Genomic DNA, 21,780 nt, shown 5'->3' with positions numbered 1-21,780 from the left:
GTTTTACTCATTTGACAGGTTTAAAAGTTTACAAATATCTACTTTAATTGCCTGTCCAAAAAACCGGGAGTATTATACTTTCTCGTAACAAAAACATTACGAGAAATAAGTAACTATTTTGACAACCATGATGTAAAGTTTACAGAGCTTCCTGAAGGCAAGGTTGTCGGAGCGCAAAGACGAACCCTCGTTGAAAACTACTATTATGGAGTTAACTGGGAAGACCCAAAGGATGTTAGCAAAATTCTAAAAGTATATGAAGATGTGTTTATAGAATTGGAGGATATAACAAATACTTGGGAACCAGAGAAAGACAAAGAATGGTTAGAGAAGTTGAAAAATAGCCTTCTTAGGGACGGCTATGCTTTTGAAAATAAAAAGTTACACCCAGTTGGACAGGCAGTAAACTTTGAGGATTTGCAAAATGCCACAGACTTACTCGACAAAGCACATTTCCAAGAATATATTGACCGAATAAAAAAGTCAATTTCAAATGATCCTAGTCTTGCAATTGGCTCTACAAAAGAGTTGATTGAAGCTACTTTAAAAACTATTTTGGCACAACAGAACGTCGAATACGATAAAGATGATGATGTACCAAAGCTTTTAAAAAAGGTTCAAAAATCACTTGAACTTGTCCCTGACGAGGTTGACCATAGTAAACGAGGGGCGGACATAATAAAGGTAATATTAAGCAACTTAGGCTCGATCGTTATAAAGCTTGCAGAATTAAGAAACTTGTATGGTACTGGTCACGGACAAGAAAGAGCAAGAAAAGGGTTAAATGACCGCCATGCAAAGCTTGCGGTGGGAGCCGGGATAACGCTCGCAACATTTTTACTTGAAACATTTGAACATAAACGGGCAAAATGAAGTAGCTGTGAGCCGACGCCAGTCGATCAATAAAATGTTATCATTTTGAGCTGACCATTAGGTGCCGACGCCGGCAGCCACTGCTAAACTTGTTATCAAACAGGAGTATCCGGTTGGCTGGTCGGCGCTGATTCAGTTCCTTTAGGAAATTTTTTGTTATCAAAATGCAGTGGCCGATACTTAAATAAATCGAGAAAGAGCTTTGATCTTCAAACTTTTACCTTTAGAATATCGCTGAGCCGGGTGGTATAGCAGGGGGAGCGTTTTTCCGATTTCAGCTTCCATTTGTTCCCCTGGCCACGGCTGGCCACCCGCACCACATCAGCCCCGAAGCTCTTATTGATTTTATCCATTGCCGCCATCACCGCCTTGTCGGCCGACCGGTCCCGCTGATCGAAAAGGTTGTACTGCACCTGGGATTCCGGTATTATATCCGACACCAGCACGCCGGCTTTCGCATAATTGTACCCGGGCTTGAAAATCTTTGCTAATCCCGCAATGGCATATTTCACCAGCTCCATGGTCGAGGAGCTGGCCACCGGTAGGGTAAGGGCAATGCTCTTGCTGTACTGTTCATCGCTTTTCCGGAAAGGAGAAGTATGGATGAATACGGTAATCTGCCGGGCGCAACTGGCCTGCCGCCGCAGCTTTTCAGCGCAGCGGGAAGCATAATAGGCTACGGCCTCCTGGAGATCCTTTTTCGCCCTTATAACCTCTCCAAACGAACGAGAGGTACAGATGGCCTTTTTCGCGGGTATAAGCTCCTCCAGCTCATGGCATTTGATGCCGTTTAGCTCCTTCACCAGGCGCATGCCCACAACTCCGCCCAGGTTCTTTTTGGCCCAGGGAAGCGGCACCCGCTTCAGGTCCAGTGCCGTCTGCAGGCCATACATAACGGCAAGGTTACTGTATTGCCGGCCAATGCCCCAAACGTCCTCAACCTTAGTTTTTTCCAGAGCCTTCCAAATGCTCTCCTCGTCCAGCATCACGTAATACCCCTGCTCTCTTAGGTGTTTCTTCGCATACCGGTTGGCAACCTTTGCCAATGTTTTTGTCTGGCTTACGCCAATCGATACCGGTATGCCGGTACATTTCAGAATCCACGCCCGCAGCCGGCTGACCAGCGCCGGAATATCAGCTTTTCCATAGGTACTGAGATCAATAAAAGCTTCATCGATACTGTACACCTCGACTTCCGGGAAAGTCTCCCGGATTAATTGCATAACCCGGGCCGACATATCGCCATAGAGCGTATAATTGCTGCTGAATACCACCACCCCGTTGCGCTCGATAATATTCTTCACTTGAAACAAGGGTACTCCCATGGGAATCCCCAGCGCCTTGGCTTCCTCTGACCGCGCAACGACGCAGCCGTCATTATTGCTCAGCACTACAACCGGGCACCTGGCAAGGCTTGGCTCAAATACCCGGTGGCAGGAGGCATAGAAGTTATTACAATCTACCAGTCCGATCATATAACGCTGTTTTCAGCCCTTTTACGGGCTTGGTTGATGAAATAAGTAACAATGCCCCACACCAGCACATCCTCCAGTACATCGATGCGCAGGGGCCTATAAGCGTTATTTTCCGGGTACAGCCATGCCCCATCAGGCTTTTTTACAAATCGCTTGACGGTAAACTCTCCCTGAACGGCCGCAAGGACAATATCGAGGTGTTCCGCGGTCAGGCTCCGGTCCACGATCAGGATCGCATTGTCCAGGATACCCGCGCCCTTCATGCTGTCGCCTGCTGCCCGGATCAGGAAGGTGGAGGAGGGCCTGGGAATCAAGAACTTTTGTAAATCAATCTCATCTTCAAGGTAATCGGTTGCCGGTGAAGGAAAGCCACACCGCACGTTCTCCAGGTATAAAGCCACGCCCATAATGCTAATATTTTTAGCAAATCTATACAAAATGAGTGCAAAATTATTGTGTTCCTGACGGCAGGCATCCCCTGTCAACGGGTAGTTTCCCTAAGCGAGGATCGGAGAGCGGAGAAAGCGACCGTACGAGCGAGACTGTAAAATAATTTGTGAAACGGCGGAAAAGGTGATCATCAGAGCCAGCACCTGTTTTCAAAAATAGTTAAGAGCGGATTTGACCCCCAAGGGCGGGCCTCGTCCATTCCGCCCTGAATGCCGTCCAATAAGGAAATACGTTTCTTCCCGTAGGGTCCACCCGATTGAACAGAAGTTTTTCCAGGACTTTGCGACGCGGCCCTGGGAAGAGGAGGTCGCCCGACAGTCCAGAGCAGGGTAGGAGCCCCTGGATTATCCGCGCTTTTGTATCCCAGATTACTTGCGGCATTTCTTCACGGACTTCCTTTTCGGTAAAGCGCAGCACATGGAAGCCAAGGTGCTGAAACTGCCGGTTGCAAAATCCCAAAAGGAAGAGAACTGCACCTGAAGCAAGTTGATTTTTTTAGGATGCCCCCTTTTATTACGGGCTGCTGCCGGACTTTAATAATTTTATGGAAATGGCAAAGGCTAAACGACTTTCCTCCCTGGAACTGTATGGCGGTTCCCTATAGCGGTCGCCATGGCCAGCAAGCACCAGGTAACATCCGAAATATTTTCGCCCGGTCACAGCGCCACAAACCCCGGAGCACAACAGGCTCCTCAGGCTTCCTCCACCCAATCCCACCAGCTCTTGACAAAGCTGCGGCCGCTGCTGCTCACGCACAGGCAGGCCGGCCTGGCCTGGACCAGGGTGTCACCCTCCGGGGCCGGTTCGGCCGCAAGGGTTTGCTCGTTATTGAGCTTTTGATATTTCCGGGTCTTGCCGGGAAGACGAAAATATTTGCCATCCCGTATGAGGGAGAGGGGAACCAGGTTCTTTTTCATTTGCAGATAAAATAACTGAAGGGCTAAAATAAAAAAACGGGCCAAATTGCACTGGAAGAAAACAAAAAGAAACCCGGATTTGCAACACCTTGCCCCTTAGTCCTGACCGCGGTCTTTAACGGAAAATGCACCATGGGGGAAAGGAGGATCGTATAGAATAAATACAAGCTAAACAACAACTATTAAACAAATAATCCTTTATGCAATCAATATATTATTGGATCAAGGAATTAATAAAACAATAAATCAAATGCTTGATAAATCATTAATAAAATAGCTTAAGGAAATAAGAATCAGCGTAAAGTACCTTAGCTGCGCTACTGAAATAGCACTCAGGTATGGGCAACCTTATCTCCGGCTTCCAAAAGTTTCATTTCTTCCATAAGGGTTAAGCAAAATTTAATTTGTGGCGCAAATAGGCAGGTTTATCGGAAGACGGAAATTGCGTTGGTCAAAATCCATCCGGGAGATTTATTTCTCCCAGATAGGGCTCCAGCGGATCCAAGCTGGTAAAGGAGCGGAACCGCCTGATTTCCAAATGTTCTTTGTCCCGGTACACCTCCACGTAAAAGGCATCGATCTGATACAGCAAAATGATGTGCTGCCCATCTTCCCGGTCGCCAATCCTGGCCGCCCCTGCAATGACCTGGGCCTTTTCCGGGTCAGTCATACCGTTAAATTCGTACAGGGTCATGTTTGCCTCCTTTTAGGGGTTCTGCATTGCCAAGGTTCTATAACGTAGCGCCCAGCATTTGATTCATTATAGAAAATTAATCGGCCTCCTCCACCAAATCCGAGGAAGCTTTTACAAATGTGCTGCCACTACTATTCACGCAAAGGCAGCCCGGCTTTGTTCCAATCACCGGCGTACCATCGGGAAGATAATCCAGGAAACGCACCAGGTGACCTTTTCTCCGCAGGATATACTTGGCCCGCTTACCAGGCAGCCGGAAGCATCCGCCCTCCCTGATGGTATCCAGGGGCACTAATAGTCTCGTGTCCATTTACAGGGCGCCTTGAACGACAAGTTTGACCCGATCATCCTTTTGCTGCATAATTTTTTAATCGCCTACTGTTTCTGAAAGTACCCGGAAATACCATCCAGGTTGTGTACAAACCGGTCGGTAGCGGCATGAATTACCTCCTCCGGGCCAAACATCAGCTTTACCTTATACCCGGTAAAGGGAATCGTAACCGGTTTGTTGGCGGCCAGGGCCTGTTCCAGGCTTTCCTGCGTTATGGGGGCCTCCAGCTTAAAATCCCTCTCGTTGAGAAATTCGTCAATCCAGGTGTAAAGCTTTTCCCGGGTTGCACAGGGCACGGGGTTGATAAGCGCCCGCGGCTGGCTGTCCTGAATGAATCCAATAATATACATAAGGCAAATTTAGGGTTCCAGGGATTGTTCTTGCATGGGCTTTTTTGGCAGGGCCGGCTCCGCCGCAGATTGCCGTTTCAGGGTTTCCGTTTCACGGCATGGCGTAGACGCCTGCAGAAAGTTACATAGGTGTCGATGATCCCCTCCAGCTCCTTATCCTTCCCTTAAGACGGTCACCAGCCCTTCCAACTGACGTTTTTCCTCCTTCAGGGGAAAATAACCTTCCAGGGTCCGGAGCACCGCCTTGGAAGCGGTATGCTCCCCGAACTCGCCCTGCAGCCGGGCAATGAGCGCTCCCGTTTGCGCAGGTAGCTTCCGCAAGTAGACTTCCGATACGGGTTTTCCCATTCTCAGGGCTTTGCCTGCCTGGGCGGCCACGCAGGATAGGTAAGAACAGGGCAACCGGTTAGTTATACAAGCAGCGATGGATGCGACTGACCACGGCTGCATACCGGCATACCAGCGGGGCGGAGAGGCGGTTGAGATCCACCCAGGCAGCGTCCAGTTCCCGGCAGAGGGACAGGCATTTGCAGCGGTTTTCCTCCCACGAAGCCTTTTCCAGTTCCTCCACCCGCATCAACAGGTAAACCTCCTCGAAGTCCTTCTCGCTGAAGATGGCCGCATAGGCGCTGACTTTGGCCCAGAACTTCCCGGCCCTGCGACCCCGGGCCCGAAAGAAGCTCAGGCCGGCAATATCGCCTTCCAGGGTGCAGAGAATCTTGCGCTGCAGGTTTTCCGGGGACCGCAGCATTTTGGCGCGGTACCGCATGAACAGAATAAAGTAGAGCATGCTCTCGGCCGGTCCCGGGGGAACATTCCTGCAGAATAGTTCCGCCAGGTCTGTCCGGCCGGCACTGAGGAGCGTTTGGGAGACGACTTTACGGGCGATCTCCTGTTTGATCCTTGGTTCCATAAACGAGTGTTTTAAATGAAGTAGGGGAAGGGAGGAGCCCTATTCGGCCAGGGCACCCCTCGCCCGGGCCTCCGGGGCGTCCCCGTCGGAAAGGGGCTCCACCCGGAGGTTCCAGCGCCCGAAATAGAAGGGCACCCGCACCAGGGCGCAGCGCCCCGGCAAAGTGTCGGTTCCCGGAAAGGGGAAAAGGTTGTTGCGCAGGGAGGCGCCCTGATCGGCCGGTGGTTGCGGCCGAATGACACACATTGCCATAACACAAAGATTTTAGGATGAAAAAATTTCCGTTTCCCCGGCCCTCAGGACCGGGCAGGCTTGAAGTTGCTGACCCGCGTGGTGGTCTTGCGGACCTTCAGCAGTAATCGCTTCGCCCGCTGCCGCTGCCAATAACTTTCCCGGGCGCTCTCGGCCTCCTCCTGCCGCCGGACGTAGATCACTGTTTTATGGGCATCATGGAGGCAAACCGGGACCAGGAGAGAATAATCCACCACGCGGGTAGGGAAGGGTACCGGCTGGGGCTTTCTTGCCGGTGCCCGGGCAGCCGTTCGCCCCGTGACCGCCACGATGGTCCCCGGGGGCCTGGAGACGCTTTTCTTCTGCCGCCCGCCCCTTCCTGCCTGGCGCCGCGGCGCACCGGGGGCTTTGGAGGTCCTTTTCTGTAACAGCTGCCGTTCCCCGGGGCTTACCGGTTCGCCGGTAAGCTCCCTGATCTTTTCCTGTACCTGGGACAAGGGGCGCTCCATGAGGGAGGCGATCTCTTCGCCCGTATGCTTCTTCATCAACTGCCACAGCAGCTGGGTATCGAGAAAAGAGAAATCATTTTCCATGACCTTTGGTTTTAGGGTTGCCGCCTGCGGTTTTCAAGGGGATCAGTTTGGTTCCGGCTCCCTTCTTCCCGGAAGCCGCCCCGTTCTTTGCCGGGCGTTGCTCCGCCACCAACTTCACCACCTCGATCTGTGCCTTGCAGGAATTGATCACTACTCCGCCCATTTGCGCCAGGGCGTCGGCACGTCGGATCTCCTTTTCCAGGTCATTGTTGGGATCGGTCAGCCGGCCCATCTGTTCGAACATGCGATCATTCAACTGCTCCAGGGCATTGGGCTGAATCTGCTGCAGCAGGAAGTCATTCTTTTTCATGACATTTTTTGATTTTGCGTTTCAAAAGAAGCAGTTGCCGGTAGGTTTCCACCAGGGCAGGGTTACGGAGGAAATCTTCTTTCAGGTGCCGGTTCTTCCTACCGGCCAGCAGGGAGGCGACATACGTATCCGGGAGGTGGAGGGAGCCGCTGTTTCGCTTTACGTTTTCCTTGCGGGAAATCAGCTCCCAGTTCGAAATATCAATATTCAGGGTGTCTCCGTCCCGGCACCAAAGGCACATGCCTTTCGGAATCCTGCCCCTGTGCTGCTCCCAGTTAAAGCGCTGCAGCTCCTGCCACACCCCGGTCCGTATGCGGATGTACCAATGGGGAGCGCCTCTTTGCGGGTGCGGCCACCGGATGGCAATGGCGCCGTCATAAAGGGTATTGGCCGGGGCCTGCCCCTTTTTAAAGCGGGTGCCGGCCGTCCGCCGGAGGGCTGCGGGGGACAGGAACTCTTCCTGCCGCTTTCCCTTGTTGGCTGGAATATGGCCTTTGGAAAAACACCCTGCCCGCCGGAACTGCTTGCGCAGCCTTTTGGGCACTTCCAGGCCCAGGGCCTTCAGGCGCCCTTTCACCAGGGTTTCGCTGTAGCCCAGGTACCGGGCCATTGCATTCACCGGCGTGGTGCGGTAATGCCTGCGGATATACGCATCGTCTTTCCGGGTAGCCTTGGAGCCCACCACCGTCGGGACCATTCGTTTCAGTTGCAGCACGGTCACCTTTGACTTCAACGCTGCGTAGGTCTTTCCCAGGCGGGCGGCCAGCTTGCGGGGGTTATCAATTAGGGGATACAATTCCCGGAGCTTTCGGAGTTGGTATGGTGTCCATGTTCGCATAGCCATAGACAGGAATCAAATACAATGTAAATATACTAAATATATCTTTACACAAAGAATAAAAAAATTTAATAATTTCTTGTGTCCGCTTTCAGGTACCCATCCAGGGTAGGCCGCGAAACCTCGAGTTTCCGGGCCAGGTCCGTCTTGGTATAGGAACCGGTGGCAAATAGGTTCTGGGCTTCCTTTGCCTTTTTCAAATACTCCACGGTATGGCCTTCCGGGGTAATACCTGGCTTAGGTTTGCTGGTGTCCTTCCGGTTTTTCTCCGCCGCTTTAATATCCACTTCCATAAGCGCCAGCACTGCAGCGCCCTCCACGCCACAGAGTTTCGCGATTTTCAGGAGTTCTCCTACACGGAAAAAGTAAGGGTCCTTTTGCTGCAGGTCCACAAACACACTGACATTTTTTTTCAGCGTATGGGCAAGAACCGTAGGGGGAAGGAAGTCATAGATATCCGAAAACCGCTTTACTTCGCCCGACAGTATTTTCTCCCCAACCAGTTGAAACCGCGCGTCTTTCTGCAAGAGCTTTTTCTTCTCTGCTGGTTGCAACCGATGGCCGTTCCGCTTTTCTTTCTGCTCCTGGTTTACTTCTTTTTTGGTCATAAAGAGCCTATTACCCGGCAAAAATAAAGGTCGGAGAGATTATCCAATCGACAATAGGTTATCGAAGAGCAGAATGGCATCATCCAGGGATTTCCAGCTCCTCACGCGGGACGGCACTCCCGAAACCGGCCAGGTAATACCTGCCGCTGCAGCGGTCGCGGGAAAGGATACGGGTCAGCACGCCCCGATAGCGTACCGGGGCACCAGCAGCCAAAGGTTCACCTTCCCGGGATGGGAGAGAGGCCACACTTTTCTTTGAAGAATCGATTTTTTTGCTATCCATAACGGGTATGCTTATTTGCTTCGCAGCAGGTTGAAGGTACAAAGAAGGGCGAAGCCATAGCAGAGGTATTTCAGGACCATAAAAACGAATTCCAGCAGCTTCAGGGAAGCCAGGAAGATGATCTTGATCAGCCATCCCAGGATCATAAAAAAAGCAATAAGTACCTTTTTGAGGGGCTTGGCTGTAGTTGCCGGAACGGCGCCGCTACTGATGACATCCTTGCTGATAAACATAACGTATGCTTTAGAATAAATCCGGTAGAGGTTGATTGCGAATGGCTTATCCTTAAAGGTACACCATACGCCTTTAGCCTCAATGCTCAACTGCAAAAACTTTCACATATGTTTTACTGTCTGATCGCCCGCTCCCGCGATCATCATACCAACCGGGGAGTCCTCCCCGGTTGGTGGCCGTTCAGGATTGTTCCGCCATTTGTACCTGCGGCTGCTTTTCTTCCTCCGGGCTTCCTGCCCGAAGCAGTTGCTTTTCCTTTTTCCGGGCGTCAATGCGCACCTGCACATTTGCCTGGCGCTTCAGGGTTTTTTCATCCTGCTCCTTTTGATAAGCGGCCAACTGGCCGGGCAGGTAAATTTTCATGAGCTCATAAAGGGCTGCCGCCTTTCCATACTTTTTCCAATCGGTTTCGACGGTGGAATCCAGGCCATCAAAAACAGAGCGGCGGATAAAGCGGTACATCAGGCCCGGTTCGGGGAGTTCCCGTAGCTTTTCGAACAGCGCCAGCCCCCGGTAATCATGTTCTGCGCCCAACTGCTTTTCCAGCCAGTCTTTGGTTCCGGGGCCAGCCCCTGTGCCGGACAGGGAAAGAAGGACGGTCAAAGCCACCAGTTCCTGCCCTGCGATCGGAGCCGTGCTGTCGATAAAAGCGGCGCAGTGTTTCAGTTCCGCACTGGCCCGCTTGTACACTTTTTCCCGGTCCAGTTCCTGATTCCGCTCCTCGCGCTGCTCCATCCGTTTGATCTCCAGGTCACAGGCCAGCTCCCGGTTGCCCTCCGTTGCGGGCAGGGGAACGCCTTTTTGCGGGGTAAAGACCACCTCGATGATCCTGCCTTCCTCGGTGCCGGCCACCACCAGGGCGCGGCGCAGATTTCCGGATTGCTGCTGCCGGTTATAGTGTTCCAGCTCGTGCTCGTAGTCGGCCACCTCGCTTTCCCACTCCTGTTTACACTGCTGTTCGGCTTCCCGATTCTCTTCTTCACTGTACTCCTCTTCCTCGCTCCACCGGTCGTTTTCTTTCAAATAGTCTTCCCAGGAACCCGGGTGCTCGGGAGGCCGGATTTCGGTAAACGTGTCCCGGTTCAGTACGGCAGCGCCCATTTCCTCGGCGGAGCGGACCTTTGCTTTAGCGTCATCATCCAGGTAATAGCTCTTGGTAACAAACAACATATCCGGTTCTTTCAGGTGCTCCTCCAGTTGCCGCTTATAGTTTCGGGAACACTTGATCTTGAAGCATACCCCGTTATGACAGGTGCGCGCTGTGTTCATATCCGGGAACAAAAGCTGGTTACAGGCTGAATTATGGGGACAAAGGCTGCAGGCGCCCATTTCAGGATACAGGTCGGGATCTTCGATTGGGAAGGGCGCACTGTCCAGGTTATGCTGCTGGCGGTCAATGTAATAGGCCAGGTTGCCCGGCTGCCAGTCCGGCCGCTCTTGCCAATCGTCGGGAACGTTGAGGCTCTTCAGGATTTCCTGTTGGGCATCGCCCGCAAACCGGGAAAGATTTACGGCATCGGTTAATTTGATTTTCTCGGCGGCCAACAGGTCCTGAAAGGCGGGGACCAGGTCATTGAGTTTCACACGGTTTGCCACAAACTGGGGGCTTTTGCCCACCCGCAGGGCGATCTCCTCTATACTGTACCGTTCCTTTAAGGAGGCAAAAGCCACGGCTTCTTCCATGGGTAAAATGTCCTTTCGGAGCAAATTCTCGATGATCTGAATCTCCAACGCTTCCGCATTACTCAGGCTGCGAATAACCGTTGGAATATGCAAAATCCCGGCGGCCCGGGCGGCCCGCAGGCGGCGTTCGCCGATCACCAACAGAAAAACCGGCCCTGCCAGACTCCGGGCCTCTTTAGGCAGGGGTATATCGTCGGGAAAAGGCCGAACAGTAATGGCCTGCAATACCCCATGCCCCCTTACCGAATCGGCCAACTCCTTCAAATCTGCTTCATTGAAGTATTTCCGGGGCTGATTCGGGTCCGGGAAAATGTTTCCGACCGGCACCTTTGTGTAACTGGTCTCGGGGATTTCCAATACTGATGCAGAACCAGTGGCTGCTGTACCTAAGCTTTTCTCATTTCTCGGGGAAGTCTTTTTTTTCGTCATAAGACAAACATTTAAAATGAAGAAAAAAGGAAGAAGATCATAACCTCCTTGCCTATGTAAAGATACTAAATATATGTTTACATATCATTTAAATAAGGAGACAGTTCCGCACATAAGAAACCGATACTATCCTTTTCCCCTTGGTGCCTCCTTCTTATTAGCTTCATAACCTCAAATTGTCGAGAATGGCCTGTGCTTAACCGGCAGAGGTTTATTCTATCTGGATCAGCGAGGCCAACGGCGGCACGAATGCCGTGCGTGTAGTCAAAAGATAATTGGAAGTGGGCCGGGACAAGGCGCTGCCTGAGCAGCAGTTCCGCGCCACAGAGGTCGGCCGCTGCGCGACCAGGGACGGCATTTAACCACAAGAAAACGGACATTTATACGATGTCAAATTGGACAAAATTGCTTGGCTGACGGGATACAGGTTGGCAGTTCAGCGTAAAATCAGAGAAATATGATAGTTTTTGGAAAATACTGGGATCCTGGTGGCCCGTCGTACTTCTGGGTTCAAAATGGAAAATTAATTTCCCGAACCATTCAATTACGGAAGTAGGCAAATATTAGAGGCAAAATCGTAGTTTTTTCACAAAAAAGAGGGATTTGAACAGGCTTTTCGCAAAATTCGATCGCAAAACGCTACACCATATATAAGAAAACCATTAAATTGCAAATAATACAGCATTATACACTTCGTATTATGAGTGCAGAAAACCTGGGCTTAAAAGCAAAAGAAGCCTTGCGGCAGGTCATTAATTTCATAATGAGTTATGGCAGAGTTCCTTCTGTCCGTGAACTCATGATCACCATGAACTATAAATCTCCTCGTTCAGCTGCATTGTTATTGGAGGAGTTAGAAGAAAATGGCTTTTTAGAAAAGAAAGATGATGGCACTTACAAATTATTAAAAGATATAAAAGATAACGAAAACGCCCAAACGGTCGCTATTCCATTATTAGGAACGGTTACCTGTGGTCGCCCTATACTCGCAGAGGAAAACATTGAAGCTTTTATTCCGGTCTCTATTTCTATTGCCCGGCCAGGAGGAAAATATTTTATGTTAAAAGCAAAAGGTGATTCAATGAACGAAGCGGGAATCAACGAAGGAGATCTAATATTGGTAAAGCAGCAATCTACGGCAGAGAACGGGCAAAATGTTGTTGCACTTATAGATGACGAAGCAACTGTAAAAGAATACCAGCAAAGGGGAAAGGTCGTTATACTATATCCCCGATCAACGAATAAAGCACATCAACCAATTATTTTGGACCATGAATTTCAAATTCAGGGCATTGTCATAGCAGCTATTCCAGTTATTAATATTTAAAGTCAGAAAAATGGCAACTTATCATGTAACTCAGAGTAACGGCCAGAAAACCTGGAACGTAAGAAAAGAGAATGGCAAAAAGGCTTCTGCAATCCTGCCTACTCAGGAAGCGGCAGAAAGGTTGGCTAAAAAACTCGCTGGAAATAGCGGAGGCGGTGAAGTTAAAATACACAGACCAAATGCAGGCCCGATCCGCGATAGTGATACAGTGAAGCCAGGCAATGACCCGCGCAGGTCAAAAGATCACAGGCATTGATCTCCTGTTTCCATTCGGGGAATTAAGCTCAACCACTTATTAGATCTTTTGGTGATTGCTTTTTTAACCAAAGAACATTGGATGAAAAAACTTTTACTGCCCGACCTTTTCAACGTCAAGAAAGAAGGAAAGAATCTGATAAAACAAAAACTATTTACAAGTGAAATTTTCCATTCATCTTCAACAGAGATCTTTAACGGATATCATCTGCATAGGAATGAAGATGGAGAAGTCATTTGTATTGTTCAAAAAGGAAAGCCTTGCCCAGCAGGATTCTCCAGGATACTGGCAGTTGACAGGAAACTTTCTCCGGAAAACGGCTATGATTCTTCTGTTGAGCCGACATGGCTGAAATATCCCGGCCTAAACGACCCATTTGAGCCAGAGCAGGTTCACCAAAGCTGGACGGATACGTTTTCTTATAAGGAGGAGAATCTGGCTGAAGATGTTTATGGCCTGCGAAAACCACAGATCGCTGCAATTTTCAGTGTGCTATCCCACTGGAGAGTTGAAGAGGACCTGGGGACCGTGGTTATGCCCACCGGAACCGGCAAAACAGAAACCATGCTTTCCTTGCTGATAGCCCAAAAGTGCCGGCGATTGCTTATTATCGTTCCATCCGACCCTCTCCGGGAACAATTAGCAGAAAAGTTTGTTACGCTAGGTCATTTGCAAAAACCTGCATTTGGAATTGTTTCATCAAAAGCCTTGAAACCTATAGTAGGAGTTTTATACGAGAACTTCAAGTCCAGTGACGACCTGCTTTCGTTTATACAAAAGTGTAATGTGATTGTGACAACAATGGATTTGATCAGTGCTGGCTCGACGGAGCTGCAGGTCTCGTTGAGCCGGAATGTTTCACATATTTTTATAGACGAAGCTCATCATGTAAAGGCCCCTACCTGGTTGCATTTCCGGGGCTTGTGCCAAAAAGAGAAAATTATTCAGTTTACTGCAACTCCGTTCAGGAATGATGGTCAAAGCCTGGATGGAAAGTTTGTATTTAACTATTCGCTGAAGAAAGCACAGGAGGATGGGTACTTTAAAAGGATTGAGCTCATTCAGGTAAACGAGTGGGACAATGCAAAGGCCGATGCGGTTATTGTTGAGGCAGCAATAAATCGACTCAAAAGCGATCTGGAAAAGTATGATCACATCTTAATGGCCCGTTGTAATACCCAAGTAAAAGCCAATGAAGTATTTACGCTTTATGAAGCCTATCCGGAATATAATCCGGTTTTAATACATACAGGACTGAGTAAACAGGAAAGAGAAGAAGCGAAAAGAAAAATACTGAGAAAGGTATCCAAGATCATAGTTTGCGTGGACATGCTGGGAGAAGGCTTTGATTTACCCAACTTGAAGATAGCTGCCTTTCATAATATTAGAAAAAGCCTGCCCATTACAGTCCAGCTAGCTGGAAGATTCACCAGGACAAAATATGATGAGCAGCTCGGCAACGCCAGCATTATTGTAAACCTGAAGGATGCTGATGTAAAAAAAGAACTCGAGGATTTTTATGCCTTGGGTGCGGACTGGAATTCATTACTCCCCAAGGTAAGTACAACGCGGATCAAAAAAGAGATTGACTTTAGAAAATTTTTGGATGGATTTTCAGAATTGGATGAAAGTAAAATTCCTTTTCAGAGTTTGACGCCAGCGCTGAGTACCGTAGTTTATAAAAACCATTCAAACGAATGGTTTCCCAACAATTTCAAAGAAGGATTACCGGGAGTGGAAAAGCTAGACTATTTATTCCCAGATATAAATAGGGAAGAAAAAACGTTGGTTATTATCACGGGTAAAAAGCAAGAAATAGACTGGGCCTATTCCAGAGAAATATATGATATACTTTGGAATCTTTACGTAATTCATTGGGATACAAAGAACAACCTGCTTTTTATTAATGCAAGCGACAATGCCGGCATGTATTCAGACCTTGCTAAAGCCATTATTGGCAAGGATGCTGAAATTATAAATAAAATAAATATATTTAAGGCATTTCATGGAATAGAAAGAGTGCGGTTGCAAAATGTGGGTTTAAAGGAGTTTTTGGGAAGGAACATTTCCTTTAGCATGCGAACAGGCTACGACATCGAAAAAGCCTTAGAATTAGCAGATAAGCAGTCTGCAGAAAAAGCCTTTGTTTATGGTACAGGTTACGAAAATGGCGAAAAAGTCTCACTAGGTTGCTCCTATAAGGGTAGGGTTTGGGCCCGAAAGAATGGCGATATTCAGGAACTGATAGAATGGTTCCATGCTATCGGCAATAAGTTGATTAGCGATGTGGATCCAGAAGAAATTTTAAGAGACACACTTATATCTCATTCAGTTTCAATGCGCCCCAGAATCCTGCCATTTGCCGTGGATTGGGACGAGGAGGTCTTTCTTTCCCCGGAGCAGCGCATTCTTTTTGAGATCAATGGAGTTCCTGTGGAGTTTTATAACACAGAGCTACAATTGATAGAGGCATCAGAATCCGGGGACTTAATATTTCTTCTCTCAACACCAGAGGAAAACATCAAGTTTAAACAGGTGCTCTTTAATAATGGGAGGCATGATGATTTCAGAATTGAAAGATTTGCGGGTCCGAATGAAAAATACCTTGTAAGGATAGGCAAACGGCAATCTACCATTGAGGATTTTTTTTATCAAAATCCGATCACTTGGTGGTTCGTTGATGGTTCATCCTTAACAGGCAACGGCTATATGGAGCTAAAACATTTAATGCCTTCCTTTCCGAAAGAGAACATTATTAAAAAAGATTGGACAGGCGTAAACTTAAGGCAAGAATCTCAGGGAATAGATCCCAAAAAGACCAGCTCGATACAGTTTCATGTTATCGCTGAATTAAAGGAAGGAGATTTCGATATTGTTTATGATGACGATTATAGTGGGGAAATAGCCGATGTAGTCACCGTAAAACAATTTGACGATTATATAAACATTCAACTCTACCACCTGAAGTTTGCACACGCGGGTCGCATAAGTAAACTCGTTGACGATTTATACGAAGTATGCGGCCAAGCTGTAAAATCCTTAAATTGGAAATTTAAAGAATCTCAGGAATTCTTCGAACATTTGCTGCGAAGAGAAACAAAAAAAAGGAAGGGAAAGTCCTGCTCAAGAATTGAACTTGGATCGAAGGACAAAATCTCTTATTTTAAGGAAATTGCAAGGAAAGGGTTTTCGGTGGAGTTTGAAATTTTTATTGTACAACCTGGATTATCTGCCGATAATCCAAGTCAGGAGCAATTAAGCCTTTTGGCCGTAGTTAATTCCTATTTGAAAGGGAAAGGCGGTATTACGTTAACGGTAATCGGTTCCTGACCGGACTCGCATGTATTTGCTAGCCTGGATCAGGATTTCACGCATAGAAAAAACAAAAGAATGCTTCCGGATCATCCCGAACAGAATCGGTGAATAAGTGGTTGATAATTAAGCATCTCATTACCGACTATAAATATACAGAACCCGGATGTTCGGCTTAAATTGTAATGCAATTTTTAGATAAAAACTTATGAAACTATTTCCCTCCTTTAAGAAGAAAGAGTCAAGCGGAATTTTCATTCCTGACCAAACAGGATTTGCCGAATTGAAAGACGAAATAAAAAACTCCTCAATAAATGGAATTGCAGAACACTTGGGATACCATCCGGACCAGGCACATTCTTACTTTGGTAACTTTGACCAGAACGCGGATGTAAAACATGTCATTGTAGAAATATTTACAAAGAACATTGTATTCGTATTGACTCAAACAACTGTCACGCAACTCAATAAACGGCAGGTGGATCATTTCCTTAGGGACTTTGAGTTGAGTGAAGTTTTTGATAGTATAACTACAAGGGACATCCTGCAAGAAGGAATCCAAAACAAGTCTTTAAAAATTGATTTCTTATCCCGTGTTCTTTCAATACAAGATCCCGATCCCAACGGACTGTTCTATATAGAGTCCATCGGCCTATACCTTTACTTTTTTGATGGATTCCTTGTGAGCATACAATCGTCTGATGGCTTAAGCCATTGGGCTAAACATTTTAAACAACTAAATCCTCAATTTATTGGGCAGTATGAACATGTAGCCAAGCTTTACTGGGGGAATAACCTTCCAAAGGTTATTAATGAGATCAATATACAATCAGATGCGTTAGCCGACTTGCCCGATGGCATGAAAAACCATTATATTCATTTGCATGAGACCAAGTTTGGTACAATTAATTTTGCCATGCTGCATGTCTGTCACTATAATAAGGAAATTTCACTCAGGGATTTTCGGGAAATAAACCATGGGCGGTTTCAACAAACAGGACCTTTTGAATATGTAGTGGACAGGTTTAAATATGAGTTTGAGGAAGACGGAACGCTTTTGAACAGTTCTCTTGCTTCCTGACCAGAGGGCCCTGTATCTGAAGTAATAGAACAGGCCGGAGCTGCACCCAGTCGATTATTAACCCGTTTCTTTCTAACTTAATAGAAACCCGGCATAGGGGAGGATTCAATTTCAGGATGCTTATTTGCCGTATAGGAAAGCTAAACGCAAGCAATTCTGCCAATCAATCTAATCATTTAAAGACATTAAAGCATAAATTTGCAATAAATCCGCAAATTTAGATGTTAATAAATTTTTCAGTTAAAAATTACCTTTCTTTTAAAGAGGAGGTTAACCTATCCATGGTAGCCTCTTCTTTAAAGGAAGTGTACGATTTCCCTCAGCGTGCTGAGGAAAAACTGACAAATGACCTAAGCGTCCTTCCCGTAGCAGCCATCTATGGTGCCAATGCCAGTGGTAAATCCAACTTACTCACGGCAATAGGCCTGATGAGATATTTTGTCCTTCACTCGTTTGCCCCCAGTAATGTAGAAGGAGAATTGCCGGCGGAGCCTTTTGCCTTTTCTGCGGAAACAGAGAAAGAGCCTTCTGAGTTTGAGGCTACTTTCACTAATAGGGATATTATTTACCGCTATGGCTTTGAGATCACAAATGAACGGGTAGTTTCGGAATGGTTGTACCAAAAGGAATTAAAGCTTCGCAGTAAAGAAAGGGAAGTGTTTTTCCGTGAAGAGGATGAGCTTTCCTTTCATCCAGCTCTTTTCAAGGTAGGCAAAGTGATTCGCGACCAAAAGCTGGCCAAAAAGAATGTTCTGGTATCCACTTTGGCATTTCAGCTAAATGACGAGGTCGCTAACAACATTGTTTCGTGGTTCGCAATGCTGAACCTTTTACAGGGCCACTTGGATGAAGAATTTGAGGAAATTTCCAGAGAAGAGATCCTAAAGCACAGCAACATTGCCCAAAAGATGGAAGACTTGGTCCGCTTTGCCGATACCAGTATCGAGAAGCTGAACTACCGGTCTGTTGACGGAGATCCAAAGATTACTACCGTGCATATGTTCTATAACGAAAAAGGGGAACCTGTTGGCCAAAAGGAACTGCTTTTAAATGGGCAGGAATCCGCCGGCACCAAGAAGCTGTTTAACCTTTCGGGACCAATATTCAGTTCCTTGGAATTTGGGGAGGTCCTGATCATTGACGAAATGGATTCCAAGCTGCACCCGAATTTAATGGAAAGGCTCGTTCTTATGTTCCAAGATTTAAAGCTCAATCAAAATGGGGCACAACTGATCTTTACTACCCACAATACCAATATCCTCAATGCCAGGCTTTTGCGCCGTGACCAAGTATGGCTAACGGAAAAGGACTCCCTGGGTGCCACCCGGCTTTACTCCATAGCAGACTACAAAACCAATAAGGGTAAAGCCCGGAATACAGAGGCCCTGGAACAGAACTATATTGAAGGCAAATATGGAGGAGTGCCGTTTTTGGGAAATTTGGATAACTTTTTAGAACAGCAGATACATGAGCAAAAGGGACCAGCGCAGGAGTAAGCAATACCACCCCCGGCAGCTGCAGGGAAAAAATATGCGCCAAAGCTTTTTGATTTACTGTGAAGGCGAGACCGAGGTAGGTTATTTCTCCTCTTTTAAGAAAAGGGCAAAACGTGTAAAAACCGGCAATGCCCTGGCAGTCGTGCAGGAAGCCATCGCCCAGAAAAAGGCCAACAACACCACTGTGGATCAATACTGGGTGGTATTTGATAAGGATGACTCTACTGATGACCAGTTTGACAAAGCGGTACAGCTTGCGCTGGCCAATGGCCTCCAGGTTGCCTGGAGCAATCAGGCGTTTGAGCTATGGTTTATCCTTCATTTTCAAAAGTTTACGCAAAAGTGTCACCGCAACCAATACGAAAAGGTGCTGAAGGTGCACTTGCCTTTATACAGCGCCGCAGACAAAGGGGAAGAACAGGGCAAATGGCTTTCCCGGGAAACCATCCATTTAGCGGATACGGTAATCGCTAATGCTAACAGCGGCCGGGCATCCTTTGGGACGGGCTTAAAACCATCGGAAATGGAGAGCTGCACCACCATACAGGACCTCGTTGTAGCCATAAGGGAGAATTCATGACCTATGACTTAACAGCACGAAATTGCAGAGCCATTTCGGAAAAGCTTTCTTAGGCCTCTCCGAACACCGGTTGCCTGGCATAAAGAAAGGTTCTTTAATTACGACAAAATTGATATTGGAGGGACTTTATCAAGTATGCCTGCTTATCAATATTGTCAGCACCCTGTACTTTAAAAAATGCGGATATCTCTAATATCTTTTCACTTAAAGCCGCTTGCAAATCAGGCTGATGTGCCGCTTGGTCTAAAAGTTCCTGAATGGGCTGAAGTTCTCGTTCTGTTAAGCCAAAGTGAGTTGCCAACACGTTTGCAATAGAGTGCCGCGGGGTTTTCATATTTTCCATTTGCGTAATTTTCATTTCTGCAAATAAAAGTAAAATTCCAGGCCGGAGGCATTCGTTTTTTTTATTGTTATAACCGCCGCAATATTTTTTCCTTCAAAGAAAAAAGGTTCTGGTTCCCGACGCCATTACTTAACATAATAATATCCAAGAGCTTAATCGGAAAAGCAGGCCCGTGGCCCACTTCAGGGGAGTAGCAAAAGTTCTACTTAACATAACAAAAATTATAAGCAAGCTGAGCAAAGGCAGGAGAGGAGTCCAACCAGTAAATCTAAGTGAATTAGCAAATGTTATTTGAAGAAAGATTTAAGCCAAAAGTTCTTTGATAGAATGCCTGCTCGATGCTTTGCCTGGAAGTCGGTTAGCTTTAAAATATAGGTTTCAGCGAAATCAGCATGTTCTGCAATGTTTGCATACTGGTGATTCGCAGAAATATCCGATTTGACTGTAGATTCCGGGGTATTGTGGTTCTTCGTCAATTTTGGTGGTAAACATTTTAACTTTTTATAATTAGTATTTTGTTGTATGATAGGGAAAAAGGATAGTGAAGGATGGTTTCAGAGGCGCTTGCCTTTGGCTCGACGGACCTTTTCGAGTTAATAGGCTTTCAGAAAATGGATAATCAGGCTATTTTAACCGTACAAAGCCGTAATACCCAAGGCGCCTGTCCCAGTTGCCAGCAAAGCAGTAGGCAGCTTCATAGCTACTATCGCCGGAAAATAAATGACCTGCCGGCATTCGGCAATAAGGTTTGCATAGAAGTAAAAGCCAGAAAGTGGTACTGTCAAAATGAAGATTGCAGCCGGATAATATTTACCGAAAGATTTTCGCACTTTATTCAACCTTTCAAGCGTTGCTCTGACCGGCTTAGGGAAAAGCTTTTGACTATAGCGCTTCTGATGGGCGGAAACGCAGGTAAAAGGCTCTGTCGTACGCTTAGCATTGCCACCAGCAGTTCTTCTCTGATCCGGCTTATCCATAGCCAGGCCCTGCCAGAACAAGCTACGTCCCATGCTTTGGGTATAGATGACTGGGCTTTCAGAAAGGGGGTCAATTACGGAACTGTGGTCGTCGACCTCGAGCAGCACAGAATCGTGGATCTGCTTCCAGACAGGGAGGCACAAACCGTGGAGAACTGGTTTAAGCCTCGACAGGAAGTTTCGGTCGTTTCCCGCGACCGCTTCAGCCGGTATGCGTCCGGAGTTTCCAATGCCTTGCCCCAGGCTGCACAGGTGGCAGACCGATGGCACTTGCTTAAAAACATGGGTGACGCCCTGAAAACTCTATTGGAGCGCAAACGCCAGGAAATAATAGCCGCACAATCATCCTTACCTGTTAATGAATTTGCAACCAACCAAGTCGAAATTGTAGAAGTGCAGGCGGCGCCCATGGAAGTTCAGTCTGCCCCAGAACCGTCGCCAAGGCTTAAACTTGTACAGCAGGTAAGGGAAATGCATATTGGGGGAAAGACCCTTCGGGCTATCGCCCGGGAGCTCAGAATAAGCAGAAATACGGTACGCAAATACATTTTTTTGCATGAGCCGCCGAAAAAGAAGGGAGTTAAATCAACTAACCTTGGCTCCTACAGTGATTACCTGCAGGCAAGAATGCTGGAAGACAATCAGGTGGAAGTGTTGCAGCTATTCAAAGAGATAAAGGCCCAGGGATACAATGGAGGCCGCACTATTCTATATGAATACCTGAATTCCTATGGTAAAAGAAGGGGTAGCCAACGTACAGTAAAGCTTCCGGTATTATCATGGAAGGCATCAAGTGTAAAGGTACTACTTTGCAAAAAGGAGGAGCAGCTATCGGAAAAGGATAAAGTCTTGGTCCGGGACATCTGCGAGAAGTCCGAGGATGTAAAGGAAGCCCGCATGTTGGCCCTCAAATTCCGGGATATGATGGAAAACAGGCAGGGCCATCTGCTAAAGGAATGGATTGATGAAGTAGGAGCATCGTCCATTCGGGAGTTGAAGGGCTTTGCCAAGGGCCTATTGAGCGATATTGAAGCGGTGCAAAATGCTCTTACATTACCTTGGAGCAATGGGCAAGTCGAAGGACAAATAAACAAACTAAAAACCGTCAAACGGCAGATGTATGGTAGGGCCGGTTTTGAACTTTTGAAAAAACGAATGATCCTTGGATCGGACCTCTACCACCAAAATTGACGAAG

At 47.4% G+C, this 21,780-nt stretch carries 23 protein-coding genes; 8 read left to right on the top strand and 15 right to left on the bottom strand.

The window, feature by feature from the left end:
* Positions 1–264 precede the first annotated feature (264 nt).
* Positions 265–873, top strand: a complete 609-nt coding sequence (locus tag V9K67_RS24575; RefSeq protein ID WP_336727321.1) for an abortive infection family protein — start codon at positions 265–267, stop codon at positions 871–873.
* Positions 874–1,082: 209 nt separating this feature from the next.
* On the opposite strand, the gene V9K67_RS24570 is transcribed toward V9K67_RS24575, so the two are convergent.
* The 14 genes from V9K67_RS24570 to V9K67_RS24505 all read right to left on the bottom strand — a co-directional run bounded on the left by V9K67_RS24570 (position 1,083) and on the right by V9K67_RS24505 (position 11,212).
* Complete coding sequence (locus V9K67_RS24570; protein ID WP_336727319.1) at positions 1,083–2,348, bottom strand: Y-family DNA polymerase; 1,266 nt, start codon at positions 2,346–2,348, stop codon at positions 1,083–1,085.
* A complete protein-coding gene (gene umuD / locus V9K67_RS24565; RefSeq protein WP_336727317.1) occupies positions 2,345–2,755 on the bottom strand; it encodes a translesion error-prone DNA polymerase V autoproteolytic subunit in 411 nt (136 codons plus the stop codon). The genes V9K67_RS24570 and umuD overlap by 4 nt, the downstream gene beginning before the upstream one ends.
* 735 nt (positions 2,756–3,490) lie before the next feature.
* Positions 3,491–3,715 carry a hypothetical protein gene (locus tag V9K67_RS24560; protein WP_336727315.1) on the bottom strand — a complete coding sequence of 75 codons (225 nt, stop codon included), beginning with the start codon at positions 3,713–3,715 and terminating at the stop codon, positions 3,491–3,493.
* Between the two features lie 451 nt (positions 3,716–4,166).
* Entirely contained in the window at positions 4,167–4,409 is a 243-nt protein-coding gene (locus V9K67_RS24555; protein WP_336727313.1) for a hypothetical protein, read from the bottom strand.
* A 375-nt stretch (positions 4,410–4,784) separates the two neighbouring features.
* Positions 4,785–5,090 (bottom strand): hypothetical protein, encoded by a 306-nt coding sequence (locus tag V9K67_RS24550; protein ID WP_336727310.1) that lies wholly within the window; start codon positions 5,088–5,090, stop codon positions 4,785–4,787.
* A 153-nt stretch (positions 5,091–5,243) separates the two neighbouring features.
* Complete coding sequence (locus V9K67_RS24545) at positions 5,244–5,438, bottom strand: hypothetical protein (RefSeq protein ID WP_336727308.1); 195 nt, start codon at positions 5,436–5,438, stop codon at positions 5,244–5,246.
* A gap of 58 nt (positions 5,439–5,496) precedes the next feature.
* A complete protein-coding gene (locus V9K67_RS24540) occupies positions 5,497–6,003 on the bottom strand; it encodes a hypothetical protein (protein ID WP_336727306.1) in 507 nt (168 codons plus the stop codon).
* 39 nt (positions 6,004–6,042) lie between these two features.
* A complete protein-coding gene (locus V9K67_RS24535; RefSeq protein WP_336727305.1) occupies positions 6,043–6,255 on the bottom strand; it encodes a hypothetical protein in 213 nt (70 codons plus the stop codon).
* Positions 6,256–6,299: 44 nt separating this feature from the next.
* Positions 6,300–6,827 carry a hypothetical protein gene (locus tag V9K67_RS24530; protein WP_336727303.1) on the bottom strand — a complete coding sequence of 176 codons (528 nt, stop codon included), beginning with the start codon at positions 6,825–6,827 and terminating at the stop codon, positions 6,300–6,302.
* Positions 6,817–7,137 (bottom strand): hypothetical protein, encoded by a 321-nt coding sequence (locus V9K67_RS24525; RefSeq protein ID WP_336727302.1) that lies wholly within the window; start codon positions 7,135–7,137, stop codon positions 6,817–6,819. The genes V9K67_RS24530 and V9K67_RS24525 overlap by 11 nt, the downstream gene beginning before the upstream one ends.
* A complete protein-coding gene (locus tag V9K67_RS24520) occupies positions 7,124–7,933 on the bottom strand; it encodes an HNH endonuclease (RefSeq protein ID WP_336727299.1) in 810 nt (269 codons plus the stop codon). Before V9K67_RS24520 ends, V9K67_RS24525 begins: the two co-directional genes overlap by 14 nt.
* A gap of 110 nt (positions 7,934–8,043) precedes the next feature.
* A complete protein-coding gene (locus V9K67_RS24515) occupies positions 8,044–8,583 on the bottom strand; it encodes a hypothetical protein (RefSeq protein WP_336727297.1) in 540 nt (179 codons plus the stop codon).
* A 294-nt stretch (positions 8,584–8,877) separates the two neighbouring features.
* Positions 8,878–9,099, bottom strand: coding sequence for a hypothetical protein (locus tag V9K67_RS24510; protein ID WP_336727295.1), 222 nt, complete (start codon positions 9,097–9,099; stop codon positions 8,878–8,880).
* Between the two features lie 181 nt (positions 9,100–9,280).
* Complete coding sequence (locus tag V9K67_RS24505) at positions 9,281–11,212, bottom strand: ParB/RepB/Spo0J family partition protein (RefSeq protein WP_336727293.1); 1,932 nt, start codon at positions 11,210–11,212, stop codon at positions 9,281–9,283.
* 700 nt (positions 11,213–11,912) lie between these two features.
* Between V9K67_RS24505 and lexA the strand changes: the two genes are divergently transcribed.
* The 6 genes from lexA (at position 11,913) to V9K67_RS24475 (ending at position 19,264) form a co-directional block, all read left to right on the top strand.
* On the top strand, positions 11,913–12,539 hold the full coding sequence (gene lexA, locus V9K67_RS24500) for a transcriptional repressor LexA (RefSeq protein ID WP_336727291.1): 627 nt from the start codon (positions 11,913–11,915) through the stop codon (positions 12,537–12,539).
* 10 nt (positions 12,540–12,549) lie between these two features.
* Positions 12,550–12,795, top strand: coding sequence for a DUF2188 domain-containing protein (locus V9K67_RS24495; protein WP_336727290.1), 246 nt, complete (start codon positions 12,550–12,552; stop codon positions 12,793–12,795).
* Between the two features lie 81 nt (positions 12,796–12,876).
* Positions 12,877–16,125 carry a DEAD/DEAH box helicase gene (locus V9K67_RS24490; RefSeq protein WP_336727289.1) on the top strand — a complete coding sequence of 1,083 codons (3,249 nt, stop codon included), beginning with the start codon at positions 12,877–12,879 and terminating at the stop codon, positions 16,123–16,125.
* A 190-nt stretch (positions 16,126–16,315) separates the two neighbouring features.
* Entirely contained in the window at positions 16,316–17,188 is an 873-nt protein-coding gene (locus tag V9K67_RS24485) for a hypothetical protein (RefSeq protein WP_336727287.1), read from the top strand.
* A 221-nt stretch (positions 17,189–17,409) separates the two neighbouring features.
* Complete coding sequence (locus tag V9K67_RS24480) at positions 17,410–18,684, top strand: AAA family ATPase (protein ID WP_336727285.1); 1,275 nt, start codon at positions 17,410–17,412, stop codon at positions 18,682–18,684.
* 34 nt (positions 18,685–18,718) lie between these two features.
* A complete protein-coding gene (locus tag V9K67_RS24475; protein WP_336727283.1) occupies positions 18,719–19,264 on the top strand; it encodes an RloB family protein in 546 nt (181 codons plus the stop codon).
* 94 nt (positions 19,265–19,358) lie between these two features.
* Here V9K67_RS24475 and V9K67_RS24470 read toward each other — a convergent pair whose 3' ends face one another.
* The gene (locus V9K67_RS24470) at positions 19,359–19,607 is read right to left on the bottom strand and encodes a hypothetical protein (RefSeq protein ID WP_336727282.1); all 249 of its coding nucleotides are present in this window, start codon (positions 19,605–19,607) and stop codon (positions 19,359–19,361) included.
* A 548-nt stretch (positions 19,608–20,155) separates the two neighbouring features.
* Between V9K67_RS24470 and V9K67_RS24465 the strand changes: the two genes are divergently transcribed.
* Positions 20,156–21,775: an ISL3 family transposase gene (locus tag V9K67_RS24465; RefSeq protein ID WP_336727281.1), complete on the top strand. Its 1,620-nt coding sequence runs from the start codon at positions 20,156–20,158 to the stop codon at positions 21,773–21,775.
* The last annotated feature ends 5 nt before the right edge of the window (positions 21,776–21,780 follow it).

Source organism: Huijunlia imazamoxiresistens, from assembly GCF_037132455.1.
Lineage (GTDB): Bacteria > Bacteroidota > Bacteroidia > Chitinophagales > Chitinophagaceae > Flavisolibacter > Flavisolibacter imazamoxiresistens.
The sequence above is the reverse complement of the archived record's forward strand: the minus strand, read 5'-3'. Positions and strand labels throughout refer to the sequence as shown.